Below are 14,281 nucleotides of genomic sequence, written 5' to 3' on the forward strand. Positions count from 1 at the left end.
CCGTCCCAGTCCGGCAGATCAGCGATGCCCGCCTACTTTTCGACGAGACGGCCCATTGTCTCCGGCACAACCGCTGCGCCAACCAGATAGACCAGCGTGACGGCCGCGAGGAAAACACCAAGGATCACCGGCAGGTCGGCGGGTGTGCCGGCGGCGAGCGAGGCCAGCGTCGGCATCATCCCGCCGAGAGCGAACCCGATGTTCCACGACAATCCTGTGCCGGAGGCGCGAATGCTGGTGGGAAACCTCTCGTTCAGGAAAATGAGGATGGGCGCGAAGCCGGCGCACCCTAGCATGCTGAGCGCCACCGCATAGGCGCCGCGCAGGGTGGCGGTTGGCGCGGCCGGCATCCATTGGTAGAGCAGCGGCATCAGCACCAGGCTGAGCGCGCCGATCAGCAGGAAGGCGCGCTTGCGGCCTACCAGCGTGCTGAAATGCCCCGCTGCCACCGATGCGACGATCACACCGAGGCTGCTCAGCATCAGGATGGCCGAAGACTCGCCGGGGGATGCCTTGACCACGACCTTGAGAAAGGTGGGGAGATATCCGGAAGTCAGGTAGTAGGCGCTGCCTGCGCCCACGGTCAGCAGGATGTTAACCAGCAGGATGCCACGATACTCGCGCGAGAACAGCGTGCGCAGCGGATGGGCTTGCGGCTTGGCGTGGCCGCTTGCGGCCTTTGCCGCCTGCAGCTGCTTCCACAGCGGCGACTCTTCCAGCGAGTTGAAGATGACCAGCCCCAGCACCGAGCTGACGATGCCGGCAAAGAACATGCAGCGCCATCCCCAGACCTCGAAGGCGTCGCCTGGGAACAGCGCCGTCATTGCCATGTACGTGATCGACGCCAGCAGCGCGCCGATGCCCGCGCCGCCGCCGCCTACCAGGCCGGACACCGCGCCGCGCCACGACGGCGGCACCGATTCCGTGCCAATGGTATGCGTCGAAGCGACCACGCCGCCGACGAACACGCCCTGCACCAGCCGCAGGAGGATGAACAGCGCCGGCGCGAAGAGGCCGATCTGGGCCACCGTCGGCAGCAGCCCGAACGCCGCCGTCGACAGGCCGACGCCGGTCACGGCCACCACCATGGCACCCTTGCGCCCGTGCCGGTCCGCGTAGGCCCCGAAGATCGCCGAGCCGAGCGGGCGCATCAGCAGCGTCACCGCGAACGACGCGTACACCGCCGCCAGCGACAGCATCGCATGCTCGGACGGAAAGAACAGCTTGCCGATCACCGGCGCCACGAACAGCAGGATAAACAGGTCGAACAGGTCGAGCGCCCATCCCATGCACGAAGCCGTCACCGCGCCCAGCACCTGCCGGTTGTTTGCGGCCAAGGACGCCGCGTCTTGCACGCCGCTGGTCGGCACCTTGTCATTTGCCAGCACTTCCATCGTTGTCTCCTCATCTTTTGAATGAACGGTTCCCCGCGATGCCCCGCCGGGGCCATCGTCGATGCGTCCGTCTCTCCGGCTTGGCAGGCGGGTCAGCCCCGCCCGCGCCCGCGCTCAGCTGCCGCGGAATTCGGGATTGCGCTTCGCGTGGAACGCTTCCACGCCCTCGCGGAAGTCGTCCGAGCTGCGCAGGCGGCTGTAGCAGTGCCCTTCCAGTTCGATGGCGATCGACAGCGGTGCGTCCTCGGTGTCGTTGAGCAGCTTCTTGGCGGTGCGCTGGGCCAGCGGGGAGAAAGCGCGCAGCTCGTCGACCAGCGCATCGGTGGCGGCTTCGAGCTCGGCGTCGGCCACGCAGTCCACGGCGATGCCCCACTCGTACGCCTGGCGCCCCGGGATGCGGCGCGAGCGCATGACGATGTCCTTGGTGCGGCCCACGCCCACCATCTTCTGCAGCCGCGCCGAGCCGCCGGATCCAGGAATCTGGCCAAGCTTCTGCTCGGGCAACGCGTATTCCGTGGAGTGGGTGGCGATGCGGAAGTCGCACGCCAGCGACAGTTCGAAGCCCACGCCGAAGCAGTAGCCCTGGTTGGCCGCGATCACCGGCTTGCCGCAGCGCGCCGGCGCTGCAACGTTCCACGCGAGGTTCGACACATGCTCCGGCGACGCTTCCAGGAAGCCCCGGATGTCGCCGCCGCTTGAGAAATGCTTGCCCTGCGCGCGCAGCACGATGACGCGCACGCGGTCATCGGCGTCCAGCGCCTCGAACACGGCACGCAACTGGTCGCGGGCCGCCATCGAGATCACGTTGTACGGCGGGCGATGCAGGATGATGTCCGCGCGCTCGCGGGCCGGGTCGACCTCCACGGAAAAGCCGTCGAGGTCCTGCAGGCGCTGCTGGTCGGGATGGGTCAATGCGAAGGCTTGGGTCATGTCGTTACTCCTTGATGGGGTCGCTGTGGGGAAGAGAGGAAAGCGCGTTGTATTCGCCCGCCGACAGCTTGCGGCGCAGGATCTTGCCGACCGGCGATTTCGGGATGTCGGCCACGAACACGTAGTCGCGCGGTCGTTTGAAGTTGACGAGGTCGGAGCTGCGGCAATAGTCGTCGAGCGCCCCGGCGTCGACGCAGCCGCGCGGCTTGACGAATGCCACCACCTTTTGGCCCCAGCGGGCGTCGGGCACGCCGGCTACCGCCACCTCGTCCACGGCGGGGTGCAGGGACAGCACCGATTCGATATCGGCGGGCGAGATGTTCTCGCCGCCGCTGATGATCATGTCGTCGACCCGCCCGGTGACGAACAGGTCGCCGTCTGCGTCGAGGTAGCCGATGTCCCCGGTGAAATACCAGCCGTCGCGCAGGGATTTGGCATTGGCGTCGTCGCGGTTCCAGTAGCCCTCGAAGGCCTCGTCGCCGCGCAGGTCGGCGATGATCTGGCCTTCCTCGCCAGGCGCGGCCAGCTCGTCTGGCGAGGCCGCGTCGAGCCGCGCCACGCGCAGCCGCGTGTTGAGGCCGGCGCGGCCCGCACTGCCGGGTTTGCGCGCCGCATGCTGGTCGACGCTGAAGGTGTACACCTCGGACGAGCCGTAGTGGTTGACGAACAGCTCCGGGCAGAACACCTGCTCGAGACGGGTCAGCAGGCCATCGTTCATGGCGGCCCCGGCGAAGCCGAGCTTGGTAACGGTGCGAACGTCGATGCTGTCGAAATCCGGCTCGGCCAGCAGGTCATGGTAGAGCGTGGGCACGAGGTAGAGGCAGCTGACTCGATGGCCGGCAATCGCCTGCAGCGCCTGCGACGCGCTCCAGCGCCGCACGCAGACAAAGAGGCCGTCCACCAGCGCCATGGCCAGCAGGGACCGCACGCCCATCGTGTGGTACAGCGGCATCACCCCCAGCGTCCGTTCGCCGCGCCGGTACAGGTTCTGCGCGACGTGCGCCAGCGCGGCCGCGCGCTCCTGCCGGTGGCGGCGCGGCACGCCTTTCGGCTTGCCGGTGGTGCCGGAGGTGTACAGCATGAGCGAAATGTCGCCAGCTTCAGCCAACGTGGTGTCCCGCCGAGGCGTGGCACGGAGCAGGGTGTCGAACGACAGCGAGCCGCCGGGCGCGCCGTCCAGCGCGATGCAGGGAATGTCCTGCGCGGCGGGGCTGTCCAGCACAGCGTCGGCGCTGACCGGTTCAAACACCAGCGCTTTGACGCCAGCGTCGCGCACGCAGTAGTCCAGGTCGTCGGGCTTGGCGCGCCAGTTCAGTGGGACGATGACCACGCCGGCGAACTGGCAGGCCCAATGCAGCGTGGCCAGTTCCCAGCGGTTCTGCAGGATGGCGAGCACGCGGTCGCCCGGCCGCAGGCCGAGGTCAAGCAAGCCGGCGGCCACGCTGCGGATGCGCGCGAGCCATTGCGCGTAGGTCAGCAGCAGGTCACCGTCGACGATGGCGGGGTCGTGGGGACTGCGCTCCACGCTCTGCAGGAAGGTGCGGCCGAGGTCAAGCATCGCAGCACTCCTCGGCAACCGGTGCTGCATGCCGGTGCGAGCGCGCGCGGCTGGCGGCCACGTCGAGCACGGCAGCGACGATCGGCGTGTAGCCGGTACAGCGACACAGGTGGCCGGACAGCATGTCGCGCACCTGCGCTTCGGTCGGCTCGGGTACACGCTCCAGGTAGTCGGCACACGACATCAGGATGCCCGCAGTGCAGAAGCCGCACTGCAGCGCATGGTGGCGGCGGAAGGCTTCCTGCAGATCGCTCAGGCCTTCGCGCGGGGCGAGTCCTTCGACGGTATCGATGGCGCGGCCATTGGCCTGCACCGCGAGCATCAGGCAGGAACGCGCGGCGACACCGTCCACCCGCACTGTGCACGCGCCGCAGACGCCGTGCTCGCAGCCGACGTGGGTGCCGGTGGCGCCGAGTTCGTGGCGCAGGAAGTCGGACAGCAGCTCGCGTGGCGCGCACGAGGCGCTGCGTTCGGTGCCGTTCAGGGTCAGGGTGACGCGGTGGCGCTCGTCGCGCCGCATCACCGGGGGCGCACCCGAAGCTGCGCCATTAAGGGTCTTGCTCATTTTGCCTCCTCGATTGCGCGCATGCCCAGTTGCCGCACCAGGTGGCGGCGGTACTGCGCGCTGACATGGGCGTCGTCCTGCGCGCCCAGCTTCCAGCTGAAATCGTTGATCGCTTCCGCCAGCGCCTTGCCCTGGAGGCGCGGCCAGGTCTCCAGCACCGCCCGGTCGGCCACGCCCCCCACGGCCAACGCAATGGTGTCGTCCGTGACGATGGCGGCGCACGCCACCAGCGCGAAGTCGCCATGGCGGGCGGAGAACTCGGTAAAGCCGTAGCGCGCGCCGGGCCGCCGCAGGGGGAAGCGCACCGCTTCCACCAGCTCGTCGGGCTCGCGCGCCGTCATCAGCATGCCGCGGAAGAATTCGGCGGCCGGCAGCACGCGGCGGCGGCGCAGCGAGCGCAGCACCACCTCGCCGCCGAGGGCAGTGAGCACCAGCGGCAGCTCGGCGCTCGGATCGGCGTGGGCGATGGAGCCGCACACCGTGCCGCGGTTGCGGATCTGGAAATGCGAGATGTGCGGGAAGGCGAGCGCGAGCAGGGGCACCTCGTCGGCCAATGACGGGCGCCATTCCACGCTGCCTTGCGTGGCGGCAGCGCCCACCACCAGATGGCCGCCCTCCACGCGCACGGTATCCAGGTCACGGGTATGCGAGATGTCGACCAACAATTGCGGCTGCGCGAGCCGCATGTTCAGCACGGCCATCAGCGACTGTCCACCGGCCAGCACGCGGGCACCGTCGCCGGCATGGGCCAGCGCTTCTAGCGCATGCTGCGCGGATTCGGCGCGCAGGTAGTCAAAGGCGGCGGGTTTCATCGACGGACTCCAAGGAGCGCCAGCAGGCGCGCGATCCAGCCCGGCTTGCGCGCGGGCTTGCCCCCGGCCTGCCGGCCGAGCGCTTCGAACAGCTGGCGCAATACCACCTTGGCCGCGCCTTCGAGCATGCGGCCACCGACCGCGGCGACCTTGCCGGACACCTCGGCCTCGTAGTTGTACGTGAGACGGGTGCCGGCGCCGTGCGGGGCCAGTTCAACCAGGCCCGCGCCGCGCGCGCTGCCGAGCGACGACAGGCCGGCGCCAGCCAGCAGCAGCCGGCGCGGCGGCTCCAGGTCGGACAGCGCGATCTCGGCTTCGTAGCGGGCCTTGATCATGCCCACGCCAACGGTCACGTCGGCGCGATAGCGGTTGTCGCCGATGGGCACGAGCGCGTGGCAGCCCGGCACGACGCTGGCCAGCGCCTGCGGGTCGAGCAGGACGGCAAATACGGCTTCAGGCGTGGCGTCCAGTTCGACCGTTCCGCGCGCACTGAGGGCCTTGCCGGCCTTGCCGCCGCTCTTGCCGTTCGCCGAGGCCTCTCTTGCTGCCTCGGCCAGTTCCGGACGCGATGGCGGCGGGTCGTCGAAGCCGATCATCGCCATCACCTTGGCGGGGGTGAGCGGCAGGCGGATGTCGCGTACGCCAAGGGCATCGGCCACCGCGTTGGCGACGCACGGCGGCGTGCTCATGTTGTTGCCCTCGCCGAGCCCCTTGGCGCCGAGCGGCGTGAACGGGCTCGGCGTCTCCAGATGGACGATGAGCGGGTCGGGCACCTCGCACGTGGTGGGCAGCAGGTAGTCCGCCAGCGTGCCGGACTGGAAGCTGCCGTCCGGCCCGTAGCGGAATTCCTCCATCAGCGCCGCGCCCAGCCCCTGTGCGAAGGCGCCGCGGATCTGGCCGTCGGCCAGCGCCGGGTTCAGCAGCTTTCCGGCGTCGTGCGCGGTCACGTAGCGGTCAATTCGCACGCGGCCGGTGGTGCGGTCGATCTCCACGCCGCACAGATCGAAGGCGAAGCCGTAGCAGGCGGAGGTGTTGATGCGGTCCTGCTCGTCCGGGGCGTCGAGGTTGGGGGGCGACCAGAATACGGTTTCGCGCAGGCCGGGCTCCTCGCCAGCCGGCAACAGCTGTGGCGACCAGTGCGGCGCATTGCTGGCCGCACGTGAGAACGGCAGCGCGGTATCAGGCGCGCCCCGTTGCACGATGCGGCCGTCCGCGAAGACGAGTTCAACCGGGTCGCAGCCCAGGTGCGAGGCCACGATGCGCGCCAGCTTGTCGCGTACGCGCGTGGCGGCCAGGTGCACGGTGCCGGCCACGGCGCCCGCGAAGCGGCTGGAGTAGTTGCCGGCCGCCACGGACCAGGCATCCTTGTGCGTGTCGAATTCGACGTTGACCACGACGTCACCCGGCTCGATGCCGAGCACGTCGGCCACGACCTGCGCCGACACGGTCATGTGGCCCTGTCCCGCCGGCGTGGAAGCGATGGTCACCACCACGCCGCCAAGCAGGTCCACGCTGACTGTGGCGCTGGCGATGGCGCCGTTCTTCGGGCCTGCCTTGCGGCGCGCCTCGGCAGGCGCCGCGGTGGTGATGTAGCCCATGTTCGATACCGAGGGCTCGACGATGGCCGCAAAGCCGATGCCGTATAGCCTTCCCTCGGCGCGCGCAGCGTCGCGCCGGCGCTGCAGCTCCCCGTAGCCGCCCGCTTCCAGCGCGCGCGACAGCGCCAGCTGGTAGTTGCCGGAGTCGAGCAGCGCGCCGGCCGCCGCGCGATAGGGAAAGGCATCCGCGGGCACGAAGTTGCGGCGGTAGACGTCGAGCGGATCGAGGCCGAGCTCCACCGCGATCCGTTGCACCAGCCGCTCGAGCGCGAAATACACCTGCGGTCCGCCGAAACCGCGCACGAGGCCGGTCGGCGTCTTGTTGGTCAGCACCACGCGGTTGCGCACCAACAGGTTAGGAATCGCGTAGGCACCGGTCAGCAGGCCATGCATGCGGTAGAAGGTGGCGGGCTCCGGCGCACGCAGGTAGCCGCCGCAGTCCTCAAGCTGGTCGTACGAGAGCGCAACGATCCGACCGTCCGCCTCGACCGCGGCTTCCACGGTGGAAAGCCGCGCCGTAGCAGAAGTGGCGGCGCTCAGGTGCTCGAGCCGGTCTTCCACCCACTTCACGGGCGCGCCAGCCTTGCGCGAGGCGAGACACATCAGCACCACGTAGGGGAACACCGCCTGCTTGACGCCGAAGCTGCCGCCCGAGTCGCGCGGCGCGACATGGCGCAGGCGGTTGGCCGGGACCTGCAGCGCCATCGCCATCACGGCGTGCAGCGAGAACGGTCCCATGAAGTTGGAAGTGACCTGGTAGCCCTCGTCGCCCGGCAAGTGTTCGGCAACCACCACGCCGCACTCGATCGGCGTGCAGGTGTTGCGCGGGTAATGGGCGGTCAGCGCCACGTGGTGCGGCGCCGCTGCAAAAGCGGCCTCGGGGTCGCCATAGCGGAAATGGCGGTCGCTGGCCACGTTGCTGCCGAGGCCGGGATGGAGCACGCTCGCGTCCTCGGCGACGGCGGCCTCGATCGACACCACCGGCGGCAACACGCGGTACTCCACCCGCATGAGGTCGAGCGCATCCTCCGCCAGCGCGCGGCTCTCGGCCACCACCACGGCCACCGGTTCGCCCACATAGCGCACGCACTCCATGGCCAGTGCCCATTGCTCCATCGGCGCCTTCACACCCACCACGAAGGGCTTTGACCAGGCGGGCAGGTCGGCCCCCGTCAGCACCGCACGCACGCCCGGCGCCTGCAACGCAGCGGCGCAGTCGATGGCACCGAGTTCGGCGTGCGCGTGCGGCGAGCGGAGGATGGCGGCGTGCAGGGTGCCGGGCCTGACGCCGAGGTCGTCGGCGTAGCGGCCGCGCCCGGTCAGGATGGCGGCATCCTCGACGCGCGGCATCGGGCGGCCGACATGTGGCGCCGGCCGGGTCTGCTGTGTCTCCACCGTGCCGGTCGTTTCGCCAGCATCGAATCTTTTCATTTGCGACTCCGTTCCATGCGACGGAACCGGCCCGGAAGGCGGGCGGGATCGTGCAACGTCAAACGGAGATTAGTGACATCGCGATATAACTTCTAATATTGATTTCTGATACGCGTCATCATTTTTGCTGATGCAGAAATGTCGATCCGTGGTGGAGCCTGGATGGGCAGAAGATGGTTAAATCTCCCGTGTTTCTGCGCCGGGAGCCGCCGCGCCTCTCATCACAAGTGTTGATGCCGGCACGTCAGTGTCATTGATACCAAACCGCCCATGGACCTCAAGCAAATCCAGTACTTCATCGCGCTGTTCGAGGACGGCTCCGTCACGCGCGCGGCCAAGCGGCTGAATATCGTGCAGCCGGCGCTCAGCATGCAGATCGCCCGGCTGGAAGAGGAATTCGGGCAGAAGCTGTTCGATCGCATCCCGCACGGCATGGTGCCCACTGCTGCCGGCCGGATGATGCACCGGCTGTTCCTGCCCATCGTGCGCGACCTGGACAGCGCGCGGCAGCAGATGATGCAGCGCGAGGAGCAGATGGCCGGCCGCATCACGCTTGGCATGGTGGCCTCCGAGACGGAGAGCGTGCTGGTGGGATCGCTGGCGCGCTTCAATGCGCGCTATCCGAACGTAGAGGTATCCGTGGCGGACGGCTTCAGTGCGGCACTGATCGACCTGGTTTCCGCGGGCCAGCTTGAGGCGGCGGTGGTCCATCGCCAGCGCGGCCGCCTGGGGCTGCAGGTGCAGCCGATGCACGACGAGGAAATGGTGCTGGTGACCAGCGTCGCACACGGCCCCGAACTGCCCGAATTGGTAGAGATGGCGAAACTGCCAGGACTGGAACTGGTGCTGCCGACCAAGCGGCATGGCCTGCGCGTGGTGCTGGACACGGCGACGCAGGCGCAGGACGTCACCCTTGCGCCGAAGTTCGAGATCGACATCCTCGGCACCATCGTCCAGTTCGTGCAAGCGACACGCTTTGCCACGGTGCTGCCGCGCATCGTGGTGCAACGTGCCGTGGAAGCTGGGCAGCTGCGGATGCATACCATCATTGCGCCGCGCATCGTGCGGCATCTGGTTTGCGTGAGCCATCCGCAACGGCCGCTGAGCACGGCGGCCGAGGCCCTGATCGCGATTGTCGCCGAGGAAATCAGGCGGGTTTGCGGGGTGACGTAACCGGGTGACGTAACGGGCGGCATAACGGTGGAGCGGGTTGATCGCCTGAGCACTGACGCGCAGCGGTCAGTGCGGCTGTCGCAGGCGTTATCGGTCAATCCAGTTTTTTCATTACCGGGATCGGCCTGGGCCTCTGTACTGTTCAGGCCACGGTCCGACGACACGCGGCGAGTGCCGCGCGTGCAAGACGCCGACCTGGCCCGCCTCCAATGGCTTGTGAAAGGAAGAATCGAATGCTGAAACGCCTCTGGAAATCTCTCGGTGTCGCACTGGCCCTCTGTTGCGTCTTTGGCCCGGCCCATGCGCGCTCCGATGTGCCCATCACGATGGGCCAGATCAACCTGACCTTCTACGTGGCCACGGGCGCCGTGATACAGGCCGTGCTCGAGGAGCTTGGCCATGACGTCAAGGTGACCGAGGGCAACCATCCGGCCATTTACGATCGCCTTGGCAAGGGGGAGGTCGACATGCTTGTCGCGTCGTGGCTGCCGCATGCGCATGGCAAGCTGCAGTCACCACTTGCCAGCCAGCTGGTAGAGGCGGCCACGCTCTACGAGGGGGCCCGTCTGTACTGGGCGGTACCGGCCCATGTGCCGGCATCGGTGGTGCGCTCGGTAGATGACCTGAACAAGCCCGATGTCATCGCCCGTATGGACAAGGAAATCGTCGGCGTGGGGCCGGGATCGGGCCTGATGGTCGGATCAGCGGAAATCATGCAGCGCTACGGCCTTGAATCCGCCGGCTACCGGTTGAAGCTGGGCAAACCCGATGAATGGGCAAGGCGGCTTGCGGACGCGACGGCGTCCGGCAAATGGATGGTGATGCCGTTGTGGCAGCCGCAGTACCTTAACGCGCTCTACCCGGTGCGCGTGCTCGACGAGCCCGCGGGGATCTTCGGCACCGACCGCGCGGTGGTGGTGGTCCGCAAGGCCGTCTGGGAATCGTGGCCCGCGCGCACCCGTACCGTGCTGTCGCGGATCCAGCTGGGGATTCCAGTCGTGACGGAGCTTGAACGGCAGATCGTTGTCGACCGGAAGCCGCCGGCGGCCGTCGCGCGCGACTGGATGAAGGCAAATCCGGAGATCGTCCGCGCATGGTTTGCCTCCTAAACGCGCGGCTCGTGCCTGGGTTTCTTTCGCTCTTTTTCGCTACGCAGGAGTCGAGACCGCGGGGCAGGCCTGAGATTCGGCGAGGTTATCGATCCGTCCAGGCCGACACCCCACGCCCGCCGCTCCCACTGCCGAGCATTTCGAGCAGATACTCGACGAACGACGCGATCCGCGACGAAATAGCCGTGTTCCTGTAATAGACAGCATGCACCGGCTGCCGCACGTCCTGCGTGTGGCGCGCAAGGACCTGCACGAGGCGCCCGGACTCGCGATCCAGCGCGGTCATGAAATCCGACAGACAGACGATGCCTGCCCCTTCTAGCGCAAGTTGCCTGAGTGACTCTCCGCTCGACGACCACACGGCCGGCGCGATCCGGTACGGCTCGCCATCCGCACCAAGAATAGGCCACACGTTCAGCGACTCGGGTTGATTGAAACCGAGCAGCGCATGCCCGCCAAGATCCTCGACCTTGCGAGGCTGGCCGTGCGCGTCGAGATATGCCGGACTGGCGAGAATGCGCACCCGGCTGTTGCCGATCAGCCGGCTATGCAGCGTCGAATCTTTCAGGCGCCCGATCCGGATCGCGACGTCGGTGCGCCGCTCGAGCAGGTCGATGATACCTTCGTTGCTGTTCAGCTCCAGTTCCACCTGCGGATAGCGCTCGCGATAGCCTCGCACGAGCGGCAAGATCACGTGCAGCATGAACGGCGTCGCGGCGTCGATCCGCAGGCGCCCCGACGGCTTCTCGCGCCGCGCGAGCATCTGCTCTTCGGCGCTTTCGACCGAGTCGATGATTGCCCGCGCATTCTGCAGGAATGCCCGGCCTTCCTCGGTTAGCTCCAGGCGGCGCGTGGTCCGGCGCAGCAGCGTGGTCTTCAGCTTGTCTTCGAGCCGCGCGAGCGTGCGGCTGGCGGCCGATACGGTAAGGTCCAGCTGCTGCGCGGCCGCCGTGATCGAACCGGTGTCGACGACGGTCGTAAACGCTTGGAGTTCGTCGAGCGTGATATTCATTGTTGATATGAAATCAAGACGGTTTGGTTTATAAACCACTTTTTGTGCAAAAGTATAGCGGGCAACTGCGGTCCATCCTCACCGGACCTCGGATGCCCATCATGCCACTAGCCTTACATGCGCTGACCATCAGCGCCTTCTCCATCGGCACGACCGAGTTCGTGATCGTCGGGCTGATTGCAACGATCGCGTCCAATCTCGGCGTGAGTCTGCCCTCCGCGGGCCTGCTCGTCAGCCTTTATGCGCTCAGCGTCGCGAGCGGTGCGCCGGTGCTAACCGCGCTCACCGGCCGGATGCCGCGCAAACTGCTGCTCGCCGCGCTGCCATTGCCGCATTCAATCTGGGCGTCGCGGGCGGCTCGTCGCTCGGCGGGCTGATCGTCGCGCACGCCGGCCTTGGCCATACTCCGTGGATCGCCGCGACCGTGACCCTCGGTGCCTTAGCACTGACCGCGTTGAGCGGCGCCCTCGATCAGCGCGCGGGCCTGGTTCGTTCTTCACCGCGCTGTCACTGGACTTCTATCGGCTTGAAGGCAGCCTGCGCGCCCTCTGAACGGATGTCAAAGCCGGTTCCGAGTGACATCAATACTTGATTTTAAATCAAATAGTTTTGTCCAGTAACGGCGTTTATTTCATCAATATTCCCCGGCAGAATTTCCTGCAGATCAAACCAGTCCCTTCCAAGGAGCACACCATGCGCAATATCCCCGCTTTCGGCCTCGGCACGTTCCGCCTGCAAGGCCAGGTTGTCATCGACTCGGTCCGCAACGGCCTCGAACTCGGCTACCGCGCGATCGACACCGCCCAGATCTACGGCAACGAAGCGGACGTGGGCGAGGCGATCGCCGCTTCCGGCGTGCGCCGCGACGACCTGTTCCTCACGACGAAGATCTGGGTCGACAACTACGCCAAGGACAAGCTCGTGCCCAGTCTCGAGGAAAGCCTGGCAAAGCTGCGCACGGACTACGTCGATCTGACCCTGATCCACTGGCCGGCGCCCGGCAACGGCGAACCGCTCGAGGCATACATGACCGCGCTGGCCGAGGCGAAGGAAAAAGGCCTGACGCGGCAAATCGGCATCTCAAACTTCAACATCGAACTGACAAAGCAGGCGATCGCCGCGGTCGGCAAGGACGCGATCGCGACGAACCAGATCGAGCTGAGCCCCTATCTGCAGGGCCGCAAGCTGGTGGACTTCCTGCAGCGCGAGGGCATCCACGTCACGTCGTACATGACGTTGGCGTACGGCAAGGTCCTCGGTGACCCGGTGATCGGCGCGATCGCGCAGCGGCACCATGCGACGCCGGCCCAGGTCGTGCTGGCCTGGGCGCTGCAGCTTGGCTACTCGGTGATCCCGTCGTCCACCAGGCGCGAGAACCTCGCCAGCAACCTGATCGCGCAGACGCTGCGCCTGAGCGACGACGATATGGCGCAGATCGCCGCGCTCGAGCGCAACGGCCGTCAAGTCAGCCCCGAAGGCCTCGCGCCGCAGTGGGACTGAACGCGCAGGCATCCTCCTCGATCCGTCTTTCTTCGAATCCTCCGCGGCCCGCAGGCCGCGGATCCGACAGGACAAGCACCATGACCCAGGATCCGCTGTTTCAATCGCTTCAACTCGGCGGGCTGACGCTGCCGAACCGCATCGTGATGCCGCCGATGACGCGCTCGCGCGCCAGCCAGCCCGGCGATGAGGCTAACGACCTGATGGCCGCGTACTACGCGCAGCGCGCGGGTGCCGGACTCATCGTCAGCGAAGGCACCTACATCGCGCCGCTCGGCAAGGGCTACGCATGGACGCCCGGCATCCACACGCTCGCGCAGGTGGCCGGATGGCGCAAGGTGACCGGCGCCGTGCATGCCGCCGGCGGCCGCATCTTCGCGCAGCTCTGGCACGTTGGCCGGCTGAGCCATACCAGCCTGCTTGCCGGACAACAGCCTGTATCGTCGTCACCGATCCAGGCGCAGGGCGTAAACGTGTTCATCGCCGGCGAGGACGGCAGCACGCCCGGATTCGTCCAGGCCTCCGCCCCGCGCGCGCTCACCGTCGACGAGATCCGCGAAGTCGTGGACCAGTATCGCGCTGCGGCCCGCAACGCGATCGATTCCGGCTTCGACGGCGTCGAGCTTCATGGCGCCAACGGCTACCTCGTGAACCAGTTCATCGACTCGAACGCCAACACGCGCACGGACGCCTACGGCGGATCGCTGGAGAACCGCTTGCGTTTCCTCGGCGAAGTCGCGCAGGCGCTGATCGAAGGCACGGGCGACGCGTTGCGCGTCGGCATCCGTCTCGCGCCGCTGACCACCCTGAACGGCTGCGTCGATGACGATCCGGAAACGACATACCTTGCCGCGGCCGGGCTGCTCGGCGAACTCGGCGTCGGCTACCTCCACATCGCGGAAGCGGACTGGGACGATGCGCCGCTGATGCCGGCGGCATTCAAGCGCAAGCTGCGCGAAGCATTCCCTGGCGTGCTGATCTATGCGGGCAAGTACACCGCGGAGCGCGCGCGCGAAGCGATCGCCGCGGGCCACGCCGATCTGGTCGCCTTCGGGCGTCCGTTCGTCGCGAATCCGGACCTTCCTGAGCGCCTGCGCGTTGGCGCGCCACTAGCGGAGCATGACCGCGACACGCTATTCGGTGGCGGTCCGCAAGGTCTGACCGATTACCCAACGCTCACCGCAACTGCAGCCTGAAAG

The 14,281-nt window shown here is 67.4% G+C and carries 11 protein-coding genes and 1 pseudogene; 5 read left to right on the forward strand and 7 right to left on the reverse strand.

The features are described from left to right. Window positions 1–32: 32 nt before the first annotated feature. The 6 genes from AB1I47_RS00110 to AB1I47_RS00135 form a co-directional block, all read right to left on the reverse strand. A complete protein-coding gene (locus tag AB1I47_RS00110; protein ID WP_354681767.1) occupies window positions 33–1,394 on the reverse strand; it encodes an MFS transporter in 1,362 nt (453 codons plus the stop codon). 114 nt (window positions 1,395–1,508) lie between these two features. Next, window positions 1,509–2,324 carry an enoyl-CoA hydratase/isomerase family protein gene (locus AB1I47_RS00115; protein WP_354681768.1) on the reverse strand — a complete coding sequence of 272 codons (816 nt, stop codon included), beginning with the start codon at window positions 2,322–2,324 and terminating at the stop codon, window positions 1,509–1,511. Window positions 2,325–2,328: 4 nt separating this feature from the next. Further along, window positions 2,329–3,882, reverse strand: coding sequence for an AMP-binding protein (locus AB1I47_RS00120; RefSeq protein WP_354681769.1), 1,554 nt, complete (start codon window positions 3,880–3,882; stop codon window positions 2,329–2,331). Next, window positions 3,875–4,447, reverse strand: a complete 573-nt coding sequence (locus AB1I47_RS00125) for a (2Fe-2S)-binding protein (protein ID WP_354681770.1) — start codon at window positions 4,445–4,447, stop codon at window positions 3,875–3,877. The genes AB1I47_RS00120 and AB1I47_RS00125 overlap by 8 nt, the downstream gene beginning before the upstream one ends. Next, the gene (locus tag AB1I47_RS00130) at window positions 4,444–5,259 is read right to left on the reverse strand and encodes an FAD binding domain-containing protein (RefSeq protein WP_354681771.1); all 816 of its coding nucleotides are present in this window, start codon (window positions 5,257–5,259) and stop codon (window positions 4,444–4,446) included. Before AB1I47_RS00130 ends, AB1I47_RS00125 begins: the two co-directional genes overlap by 4 nt. Next, a complete protein-coding gene (locus AB1I47_RS00135; protein WP_354681772.1) occupies window positions 5,256–8,288 on the reverse strand; it encodes a xanthine dehydrogenase family protein molybdopterin-binding subunit in 3,033 nt (1,010 codons plus the stop codon). Before AB1I47_RS00135 ends, AB1I47_RS00130 begins: the two co-directional genes overlap by 4 nt. A 270-nt stretch (window positions 8,289–8,558) precedes the next feature. Between AB1I47_RS00135 and AB1I47_RS00140 the strand changes: the two genes are divergently transcribed. Next, the gene (locus AB1I47_RS00140) at window positions 8,559–9,461 is read left to right on the forward strand and encodes a LysR family transcriptional regulator (RefSeq protein ID WP_354681773.1); all 903 of its coding nucleotides are present in this window, start codon (window positions 8,559–8,561) and stop codon (window positions 9,459–9,461) included. Between the two features lie 233 nt (window positions 9,462–9,694). Next, entirely contained in the window at window positions 9,695–10,570 is an 876-nt protein-coding gene (locus AB1I47_RS00145; protein WP_354681774.1) for a glycine betaine ABC transporter substrate-binding protein, read from the forward strand. An 85-nt stretch (window positions 10,571–10,655) separates the two neighbouring features. Here AB1I47_RS00145 and AB1I47_RS00150 read toward each other — a convergent pair whose 3' ends face one another. Continuing rightward, entirely contained in the window at window positions 10,656–11,582 is a 927-nt protein-coding gene (locus AB1I47_RS00150; RefSeq protein WP_354681775.1) for a LysR family transcriptional regulator, read from the reverse strand. A 101-nt stretch (window positions 11,583–11,683) separates the two neighbouring features. Between AB1I47_RS00150 and AB1I47_RS00155 the strand changes: the two are divergent. The 3 genes and pseudogenes from AB1I47_RS00155 to AB1I47_RS00165 all read left to right on the forward strand — a co-directional run. Beyond that, window positions 11,684–11,905: pseudogene (locus AB1I47_RS00155) on the forward strand (MFS transporter); the annotation flags it as partial. Between the two features lie 370 nt (window positions 11,906–12,275). Further along, window positions 12,276–13,082, forward strand: coding sequence for a 2,5-didehydrogluconate reductase DkgB (gene dkgB, locus AB1I47_RS00160; protein WP_354681776.1), 807 nt, complete (start codon window positions 12,276–12,278; stop codon window positions 13,080–13,082). An 80-nt stretch (window positions 13,083–13,162) separates the two neighbouring features. After that, window positions 13,163–14,278, forward strand: a complete 1,116-nt coding sequence (locus AB1I47_RS00165; protein ID WP_354681777.1) for an alkene reductase — start codon at window positions 13,163–13,165, stop codon at window positions 14,276–14,278. The last annotated feature ends 3 nt before the right edge of the window (window positions 14,279–14,281 follow it).

The sequence above is a fragment of the Cupriavidus necator genome, assembly GCF_040578825.1.
Taxonomy (GTDB): Bacteria; Pseudomonadota; Gammaproteobacteria; order Burkholderiales; family Burkholderiaceae; genus Cupriavidus; species Cupriavidus necator_E.

Bases quoted from the DNA above. Each gene is read 5' to 3' on its own strand.
- AB1I47_RS00110 (WP_354681767.1), bottom strand. From the start codon at position 1,394: ATGGAAGTGCTGGCAAATGACAAGGTGCCGACCAGCGGCGTGCAAGAC.
- AB1I47_RS00115 (WP_354681768.1), bottom strand. From the start codon at position 2,324: ATGACCCAAGCCTTCGCATTGACCCATCCCGACCAGCAGCGCCTGCAG.
- AB1I47_RS00120 (WP_354681769.1), bottom strand. From the start codon at position 3,882: ATGCTTGACCTCGGCCGCACCTTCCTGCAGAGCGTGGAGCGCAGTCCC.
- AB1I47_RS00125 (WP_354681770.1), bottom strand. From the start codon at position 4,447: ATGAGCAAGACCCTTAATGGCGCAGCTTCGGGTGCGCCCCCGGTGATG.
- AB1I47_RS00130 (WP_354681771.1), bottom strand. From the start codon at position 5,259: ATGAAACCCGCCGCCTTTGACTACCTGCGCGCCGAATCCGCGCAGCAT.
- AB1I47_RS00135 (WP_354681772.1), bottom strand. From the start codon at position 8,288: ATGAAAAGATTCGATGCTGGCGAAACGACCGGCACGGTGGAGACACAG.
- AB1I47_RS00140 (WP_354681773.1), top strand. From the start codon at position 8,559: ATGGACCTCAAGCAAATCCAGTACTTCATCGCGCTGTTCGAGGACGGC.
- AB1I47_RS00145 (WP_354681774.1), top strand. From the start codon at position 9,695: ATGCTGAAACGCCTCTGGAAATCTCTCGGTGTCGCACTGGCCCTCTGT.
- AB1I47_RS00150 (WP_354681775.1), bottom strand. From the start codon at position 11,582: ATGAATATCACGCTCGACGAACTCCAAGCGTTTACGACCGTCGTCGAC.
- dkgB (WP_354681776.1), top strand. From the start codon at position 12,276: ATGCGCAATATCCCCGCTTTCGGCCTCGGCACGTTCCGCCTGCAAGGC.
- AB1I47_RS00165 (WP_354681777.1), top strand. From the start codon at position 13,163: ATGACCCAGGATCCGCTGTTTCAATCGCTTCAACTCGGCGGGCTGACG.